The sequence below is a fragment of the Enterobacter sp. 186315 genome, assembly GCF_053290175.1.
The window spans coordinates 116,687-125,112 of the sequence record NZ_JBPTTK010000007.1 but is presented as its reverse complement, the minus strand read 5'-3'; the positions used below and the strand labels follow the sequence as shown (position 1 = coordinate 125,112).

At 53.0% G+C, this 8,426-nt stretch carries 7 protein-coding genes; all 7 read left to right on the top strand.

Translation table 11 applies throughout. From position 1 onward, the window contains the following. Positions 1 to 736: 736 nt before the first annotated feature. Complete coding sequence (gene ecpA / locus ACSVHP_RS10380; protein ID WP_417313551.1) at positions 737 to 1,321, top strand: common pilus major fimbrillin subunit EcpA; 585 nt, start codon at positions 737 to 739, stop codon at positions 1,319 to 1,321. A 52-nt stretch (positions 1,322 to 1,373) separates the two neighbouring features. Continuing rightward, positions 1,374 to 2,048 (top strand): EcpB family pilus assembly chaperone, encoded by a 675-nt coding sequence (locus ACSVHP_RS10375; RefSeq protein WP_447551849.1) that lies wholly within the window; start codon positions 1,374 to 1,376, stop codon positions 2,046 to 2,048. A 54-nt stretch (positions 2,049 to 2,102) separates the two neighbouring features. Continuing rightward, a complete protein-coding gene (locus tag ACSVHP_RS10370; RefSeq protein ID WP_447551848.1) occupies positions 2,103 to 4,595 on the top strand; it encodes a TcfC E-set like domain-containing protein in 2,493 nt (830 codons plus the stop codon). 4 nt (positions 4,596 to 4,599) lie between these two features. Further along, positions 4,600 to 6,204, top strand: coding sequence for a fimbrial protein (locus tag ACSVHP_RS10365; RefSeq protein WP_447551847.1), 1,605 nt, complete (start codon positions 4,600 to 4,602; stop codon positions 6,202 to 6,204). Continuing rightward, positions 6,201 to 6,896 (top strand): fimbrial biogenesis chaperone, encoded by a 696-nt coding sequence (locus ACSVHP_RS10360; protein WP_447551846.1) that lies wholly within the window; start codon positions 6,201 to 6,203, stop codon positions 6,894 to 6,896. Before ACSVHP_RS10365 ends, ACSVHP_RS10360 begins: the two co-directional genes overlap by 4 nt. Positions 6,897 to 6,996: 100 nt before the next feature. Next, positions 6,997 to 7,728, top strand: coding sequence for a winged helix-turn-helix domain-containing protein (locus tag ACSVHP_RS10355; protein WP_447551845.1), 732 nt, complete (start codon positions 6,997 to 6,999; stop codon positions 7,726 to 7,728). Continuing rightward, positions 7,703 to 8,176, top strand: coding sequence for a hypothetical protein (locus ACSVHP_RS10350; RefSeq protein ID WP_234676015.1), 474 nt, complete (start codon positions 7,703 to 7,705; stop codon positions 8,174 to 8,176). The genes ACSVHP_RS10355 and ACSVHP_RS10350 overlap by 26 nt, the downstream gene beginning before the upstream one ends. Positions 8,177 to 8,426 lie beyond the last annotated feature (250 nt).

The window sequence follows — 8,426 nt, the reverse complement described above, 5'->3', positions numbered from 1 at the left end:
GATTTTCTTGCCGGGAGCCCGGGTTGCCAGGGGGGCGGCGGCGAGCCCCCATGGCACGTTCACAAGTCGTGTGGTGACAGAGAAGCAAGGAACCCAAGGTGAACGGAATGACCACCTGAGCCGTATATTCCCCCCCAAAAAAATGAAGAGGGCATTGTCTGTCGAGAAATAAATATAAGAATATTCCCTCCCTGGGAAATATTCTTATATTTTTCTTTCTTTATTAATATAATAACCGCCCATAACGTTATTTATTTCATATCCCCTCCAATAAGAATTTTCCCACTTCCAATAATAAGAGATAAGAATATTTCCATTTCAACGAAATGCTTTCATTTTCATATCATTTGTTTAACAATTGACGGTGAGTTATTCACCACATCTATACTTTATTGATTTGTAATGCTTTTACTGCCGCTGGCGCTTGCCTCGTGTTTTGATTTGTATCAAGAAAAGAAAATAGATTTATTCCCCTTAATATGTGTAAATAATGGTTATTTAAACCATTAAATAAATAATAATCAGATTTATATCTTCTAAATCGCGCTTTATTGCGGATTGAGACTAAGAAATATCTTATGTCGGCAGGGGTATTTTCTGGTTCAGGCGGTTGTGGCGATACATCATTTCCAATAATAATTTTTTGGCGCGGCACCTCTCGCTCGCAATTAAAAGGAGCATCCTCGTGACTTATATATAAGCACCGGGTTGCGCGTTTGTTTTCAGGAGAAGAAAAATGAAAAAATTATTACTGGTGGCCTCTCTGGTTTCTGTATTCGCAACGGCAAACGCAATGGCTGACGTCACCGCGTCGGCTACGGCGTCATGGGATGCTACGGCCACAAAAGACACGACCAGCATGTTGGTGGTAACCCCGCTGAACTCGCTGACCTTCCAGTACGCGGAAGGCCTGAACGGGTTTAACACCCAGGACGGTGCGTTTGACGTGACGATCCAGGGCCAGGAAAGTGCGACAGACTTTGAGCTGACGGCTCAGGTCATCAGCAATACCCTGACCAACGCAAGCGGCGATGCCTCTACGCTGGACGTGGGTGTGGCCTGGAACGGCAACGCGCTGTCCACCTCTACGGAAACCGTGCTGGTGAACGCCGCCTCTACCTCTGGCCTCGAAAGCCTGATGGCGGATGGCGCGTATAACGGCGCTGAGCGCGTGAGCGATCAGTCCAGCTTCAAATTCTCCATCACCTCTGCAACCTCTGATGGCACCACGGCGGTCACTGACTACTCCGCGCTGCCGGACGGCTACTGGACTGGCGACGTGAAAGTGCAGTTCAACGCCACCTGGACGACCCCTGCGTAATCAATAAACGATTCGGGAGAGCCATTCTCCCGAATTTCTCAGGAAATAAGTGATGAAAAACTATTTGCCAATCGCCCTGCTGGCAGGGATCGCTGCATCTTTTTCCTGCCAGGCGATTAACGTGGGTGATATCACCTCGATAATGACCACCGATCAGCGTTCCTTATCGAAGGAAATCATCAACACCACGGGGTCGGCGCGCTACGTGAGCGTGACGGTAAAACAGCTCTCATCGCCGCTGCCCGGTGGCGTTGAGATGAACATGACGCCAGGCGAATTACTGTCCACCCCTGCCAACCTTATTCTGCCGGGCGATGCAAAAGACGTGTTCCGCTTTTTCTACAAAGGGCCAGAAGACGATAAAGAGCGTTATTACCGCTTGCAGTGGATTGATGAGCCGATAAGCGAAAGCGCCACAACCAAAGCCGGTAAAGCCGCCGTGGCAACCGCCTCTGCTGAAATTGGCACCATTTTAGTTGTCGCCCCGCGCAAGGAGCGTTTCGACTACAGCCGCCAGGGAGACCTGATTACCAATACCGGAAATGTCTCTTTTCGCGTGATTGCCTATGGCGCCTGTAAAGACCCCGCCCAGGACCAGGGCAGAGGCTGCCGTGAGCGCTATTACGTTATGCCTGGCACGAAAATAAGACTGCAAAAAAGCGATGTGTCGAACAGCCGCACGCGAATTGGCATCTGGCACGGTAAGCAATTTATTACGGTGAAGTAGCGCCCGATGCCATGACCGTCGCCAAAAATTAAATGCCGAAGTGTAAGGATGCGTATGTCGTTTAAAACTCTCTTTGGGGGAAGCGTTTTTCTCTCTTTAGCGTTAACACCAGGCTTTGCACATTCAGCGCCCGTTAAAATTGGTCATTACGTGATCCCCGGTGCTTTTGCGCGCTCGCTGGAGCAGGGGATGACGGTGCCGGTCTTTATTCGCTATCAGGAAACGGATGAAAAGAGCCAGCAAAAAATAGCGGATGCGACGATCTCGCTGGTCGACGGCAATATTACCGTGAAGTCGATAATGATTTCCGACCTGCCCAACAACGCGGTGCTGTCGGACAAAACCCGCGCGATGGTAGAAAAGATCGCTGACGTTAAGTTCGTCGACAACACCGCAATTGCCCTGACCCCTGAAGCCCGCTTGCAGCTCAACGTGTCGTCGTTTCATCTGGAGATGATTGTCAGTCGCGATGCGCTTACCGAAGCGGTGGTTGCGCGCAGCTCGCTGTTAGGCCCGTCCAGCGTCGACAGGCTCTCGAACGTGCTTAATTACAACATTGGCTCGTACTACAACAACTATCAGAACGGCAGCAGCTCGCGGAGTTATGTCACCCTCGATAACACCACTTCGCTTCGGGAGCACCACGTCAATATTAACGGCTCGGTCTACGGCATCGGTGAAAGCAACGCCACCAGCAAAGTCTATCGCGCCATGTACGAGCGCGATTACGCAGGCTATCGCCTGGCGCTGGGGATGCTCGACACCTGGAACGTCCAGTCGATTGCCAGCCTTAACGCGCTTAACGGCGGCAAAATCTACGGCGTCAGCTACGGAAATAAAGGCAGTACCGTGGTGGAAAACACCGCGCTCTCCCTGACCCCGATTACGGTCTTCCTGCCCGCAGCGGGGGAGGTGCACGTGTTTCGTGACGGGCGTCTGCTCAGCGTGCAGAACTTCAATATGGGCAGCTACGAAATCGACACCAGCCGTTTTCCCTACGGCGTCTATGACGTGACCGTGGATATCGTGATTAACGGCCGCACGGTGAACACCCGCCAAAGCCGCGTGAATAAAATCTTCGCGCGCCAGCAGGCGGCCGGGGTGAAGGAGATGTCCTGGCAGCTGTTCGGCGGTTCGCTGGATTACGATCGCGTCAGCTATAAGCGTAATCGGTATCGTGATTTAGGCAGCGAGCAGACCTGGATTGCCGGGGGCGCGGGCTCGCTGACGCTGGCGATCCTCTCCGGTCTTAACGTGAAATCGACGTTCTACGGTTTTGATAACAATGCCGTTAACGAAACGGATCTGACCCTCAACGTGAACGAATACGTGAGCGCGGGCACCCAAACGCTGGTGGCGAACGACGGCAGCTGGCGCAACGTGAGCAGCGTGAGCCTCAGCGTGCCCGGCGGATTTGGCTCCCTGTGGGCCTCCCGGGAGGACAGCAGCATCGGCGATCGGTTGCCGGTGCAGGAGCGCGACAACTATTCGATTGGCGGCACCCTGAATCTGGGCAGCGTAATCCCGCACGGCGGTTCGCTGACCCTGAGCCAGACCGAAAACCGCTACTCTGGCAATAAATACCGCAACCTGGATTACAGCACCACGCTGTATTCCGGGCGCTACGCCACCGTCGGCTTACGCGCCGGGGTGCAGCGCTATTACTACAACAACACCAATGATGACGGGCGTCAGGAACGCTACGTTAGCCTCGATTTTTCGCTGCCGCTGGCCTCCTGGCTGAGCGTGGGCGCGTCGCGCGATCGCTACGGCGCCACGCAGGGCAACATCAGCGCGCGCAAGCAGTTTGAAGAAGGGCCGATTACCTCTGCCGGGATCGCCGCGTCGGCCCGTCTGAAAGGGGCGCAGAGCTACGGCAACGACTATTCCGTTAACGGCAATATGAGCTACGACACCCAGTACAACGCCGGGACGGTTTCCGTGACCCGCTCAGCGGATAACGCCACCGGCCTGAACTTCTCGTCGCAGGGATCGGTGGCCTGGACGGGCGGTGATGTTGGCCTCAGCAAGGAGCGCCAGCGCTCCGGCATCATCGTCAAAACCGGGCTGGCGGGCGACGGCAAGCTGGCCGCCAAAATCAACAACCGCAACTACGTGCTGAGCGGTAAATCGAGCTTTATCGCGCTGCCGCCTTACGCGCAGTACAGGCTTGAAATCATGAACGACCGCCACTCCGAAGACAGCTTCGACATTGTCTCCGGACGCAAGCAGGCGTTAACCCTCTACCCGGGGAACGTGGGCATGGTGGCGCCTGAGGTGAAAAGCATGGTGACGGTATTTGGTCGCGTGCGTTATCCGAACGGCGCGCTGGCCTCGAATACCGATATTCATAACCACATCGGCAAGACGCGTACCGACGCGAAAGGGGAGTTTGCGATCGATATCGATAAGAAATACCCGGTGATCACGCTGGTCTCCGCCAGTGGAAACCTCTGCGAAGCCGATCTGGATCTGGAAAAAGCCCGCGGCGCCGCGTGGGTCGGGGACGTGAAGTGTGTACTGCAAACGACAATGGCACAGAGATAATCGAATGAAGATAATTATTCCTCTCCTTATGGCGGGCGCGTGTATGCCGTTAACGGCGAACGCGCTGACCGCAAGTTCGTCCGGATCGGTCAGCAATAACTTCCTGTTTATCGAAAACGCCGTGGACGGCGAGTATTTCATTACGCCCTCCGCGCTCGATCCCCGCTTCAGCGGCTCGAACACCTGGGTGAAATACGGTTCATCGCAGGTCAGCCTGGGCTATCTCGGCTACGTTGGCTGGACGGCGCCGGGCAATAACTATCAGGATATGTGGATAGATAATTCGCCAATTGACGGGCCGTTTCGCGGCATCCGCTGCTACAGCGGGTCGCAGTGCCCGACGTCCGGCTATATCACAGGCCTGGGCACCGACGAAAACGGGTTCTACCACGCCCAGGTTGGCTCGGTGGCGGGCGTGGTCGGCGGCGCGTACGGCTTTGCCTCGTTGAGCGAATCCGCTTACGAATACTTCCGCAATATGTCGACCGGCAGCAGCGAAACCTACGTCTTCAACCGCTGCTATACCTCGGTCAATTATGATTACGCGGCGGGAGAGCGCTGCAAGGATCAGAGTTCAGGGCGCTGGCAATACGTGAACTACACCCTGACCAAGCGCGGGCATCTGGCGCTTGAATCGACGAGCGCGTTTCAGGAACTGTGGATCGCCAGCGACGGGACGCCGAGCATCACCAACGACTCCGGCGCCTGCGAGCTGGGAGTGGTCAGCAACGTGAGCGGCGTGATCTGCAAAATGGTCAGCTATAACCTCCAGCAGACGGCGAATTTGACCGCCTCGCTGACCTTCCGCGCCTATATAGATTCGGCTTCGCTTGGCTTTACCCCGGCGGCCTCCACGGTGCGCTATTCCGGTAATGGCTCCAGTTGGTATAACTTTAGCTCCACCACGGCCTATTACAACGTCTTCTCAACGGGCGGGGAGTACGTTTATCTCTTCTTGTCGAAGACCTTTCTTAAAAACCTGGTGGATTCCGGATACAGCATCACCAACAGCCAGCCCTTTACCTTCGGGTTTTATAACGGCCTGACGCCGGAATCGGGCTATTACCAGTTCACCCCCTCGTTGCAGCTGAACATCGTGCCGAAGGAGTACGGGATCAGCATTTTGTCTTCGAACAATACGACCGCGGCCAGCGGCAGCGGCACCATTGGTGACGATTCGCCGATTACCATGGACTACGTGGTGACCGTGTCCGGCCCGCGACAGGCAGACAGCATTACCGCGCAGGTAATCGGGGAGAGCACGACAATCAACAACACGCCGTACTGCCTGTTCACCTCTGCCCAGGGAGGGCTGAGCGTGCCGATCCCGGCCTATCTGCAATATAACAACCAGTCGGGCAGCCTGACGCAGGTGAGAAACAGCTGCGGCGAGGCGGCCATCAGCCTGAGCGACGCCCTGTGGCAGCAGACCCCGTGGGATGTTAACAACACCGACGACGGAAGCTATTTCAGCACCAGCCTGTCGCTGCTGTTCCCGATGAACGACTCCCGCTCGGCGTTAACGGTTGCAGGCGCGGACTGGGAGGGGGTGGTCAGCGCCAGCGGTGAAATCAAAGTGACGGCAAACTGGCTGGGAGTAACGAAATGAGGCGCTGGCGTGCGGTTCTGATGTGCGCAGTCTACGCGTGTGCGGCGCTGTGCAGTTTTTCTGCCCGCGCTATTTATCTCGACTCCACCATTTACGATATGCCAGCGGACGCGTCGTTTATCAGCAAACGCATTTTTAACAACAGCAAAAAGCAGAATGTTTACAGCATCTCCGCGGTGAAGATCGATAAGCCCGGGCCGGGCGGCGAGCGGCGCCAGCCGATAGAAGAGGGGGAGCTGCTGTTCGCGCCGCTGAACTTCTCCCTCGCGCCGGACGCCGGGGAGTATTTCAAAATTTTCTATCGTGGCCCGCAGGATGACCGGGAGCGCTATTACCGGGTGCAGTTTACGGAAACGCCGGTCACGATGTTCCCGGCGCGTAACCAGGGCAAAAAGAGCGAAGCCATACCCGCGATTGCCATGGAAACGATACTGGTGGTACGTCCGAGAAAGCTGGATCTGCGCTACACGCTCGATGAACGCAGCGGGGTGCTCAAAAACACGGGCAACACCTTCTTTAAAATCATTGTACAGCGGGGGTGCCATTCAACGGATGATGAGGCCACCATCCGCTACGTATTGCCAGGTGAAACCTACCGCAGCAGCGGGCTAAAATATCAAAATAAAAAGTTTATTGTGGCATTGCAGAAGTATATCCCTGTCGGTGATGGGTGCTTTAAGCGTGTTGAGTAAAATCTAAATAAAGTATTCTTATATTGCTAACCTCTATAAGGTAAATATACTCTGTGGAGGTTATTTGAATCATGAAAGATAAATATAAGAGTTTAGCTGGATGAAAAAAATAATTAACGATCGGATTTTATACGATTCAGAGAAGCGATCGCTGAGCGTACAAGATCAACAGGTTGTCCTTTCCGTTCCCACGGCCAGGTTACTCGCGCTATTTATTGCCAACAATTATCAACAATTAAACAGAGAGGCGATTATTGAAGAGGTCTGGGGCAAGCACGGGATGATCCCCTCAGGCCATACGCTGAACAAAAATATCAGTATATTACGCAAAGCGTTTAGCGGGCTGGGGGTTGATGATGTCATTATCACTATTCCCCGCGAAGGTTTTATTTTTCAGGCACGGATGAATAACGTACAGGAAAAAATATCCCCTAACGTTAATGAAGTTATTTTGCCGGAAAAGACATCTGCGGTGCTTAGCCAGTACAGGCCGTTTTTGTTATGGCTCATTTTAGGATTAACGCTTTTTGCCGCGTCCGGTTTTTTTCTCACCTTTATTTTCCGTCATCACGACGGGATAGTGTTTGTTTTAAAAACGGGTGCCTGTGACGTGTATACCACCGAAGAAAATTCGGATGAAAAAATCGTTCATTTTCTTCACTCAGCGAAATGGCTAGAGATAAGTTCTATCTGCGAACGAAAAGATAAGGTCGTGATATTTTACGACGATAACAGTTTGTCTCCCGGTAACAGACTAAAGGAGTACTTTTTTAGCGTGTGTATGATGGATCGTAACGGGGTGGCGAATGAATGCGAAAATTATTTTTATTAGTTTAATTGCCGTGCTGTTGGCGGCATTTGTTTATGTGCTGACCCGACACGCGATCCCTTCGGTGCTGGTCTGCACCTCTAAAGTCAATATTGCGCTACATACGCAAAAGGAGGGCGTTAATATTGAGGGGGAAATTATGCAGGTATTGCGGATCTCGTCCGGAAAGGGGGGCGTTTATTCCCAGGTGGGCACGCTGGACGTCAACGGTAAACTCTACGCCGTTAACCGGGCAACCACCCTGACGTTTTTAGGGCAGGAGAGCGATGGATATTGGCGAACCCGGCGTTCGGCCGTGATTAAAAATGTGAATGACGACCTGCCGGATAAAATAACGGATCTCTTGATGACCAGGCAGCCGCTCTTTTACTACAAGATCATGCATATCGCCAGTAACGTATACGGCCTTCGCGATCTGCGCCGCACGATCATGGTCTGCCGGGCAAAGTGAAAAGCGGTTTTAATATCACTTTGCAGATGTTAATTCTGCATATTGCTTGATTCTTATTGTTTTGTTTTGTCGTGGCGTGAATGCAAGGGGTTTAATTTGTACTTTTCGCCACTCGGATAATTCCTTGTTTTGGTGACAGGAATATTCTTATCATTTTACTCCTGTTAACGCGCAAGAAGGAGGAAAACATAAAGCAGATTTTTTCGTCTTAATGAATGTCATTGACCCGGCATTTAATATTTTTGGAAAC

Coding starts and splice junctions, on each gene's coding strand:
- ecpA (WP_417313551.1), top strand. CDS start 737: ATGAAAAAATTATTACTGGTGGCCTCTCTGGTTTCTGTATTCGCAACG.
- ACSVHP_RS10375 (WP_447551849.1), top strand. CDS start 1,374: ATGAAAAACTATTTGCCAATCGCCCTGCTGGCAGGGATCGCTGCATCT.
- ACSVHP_RS10370 (WP_447551848.1), top strand. CDS start 2,103: ATGTCGTTTAAAACTCTCTTTGGGGGAAGCGTTTTTCTCTCTTTAGCG.
- ACSVHP_RS10365 (WP_447551847.1), top strand. CDS start 4,600: ATGAAGATAATTATTCCTCTCCTTATGGCGGGCGCGTGTATGCCGTTA.
- ACSVHP_RS10360 (WP_447551846.1), top strand. CDS start 6,201: ATGAGGCGCTGGCGTGCGGTTCTGATGTGCGCAGTCTACGCGTGTGCG.
- ACSVHP_RS10355 (WP_447551845.1), top strand. CDS start 6,997: ATGAAAAAAATAATTAACGATCGGATTTTATACGATTCAGAGAAGCGA.
- ACSVHP_RS10350 (WP_234676015.1), top strand. CDS start 7,703: ATGAATGCGAAAATTATTTTTATTAGTTTAATTGCCGTGCTGTTGGCG.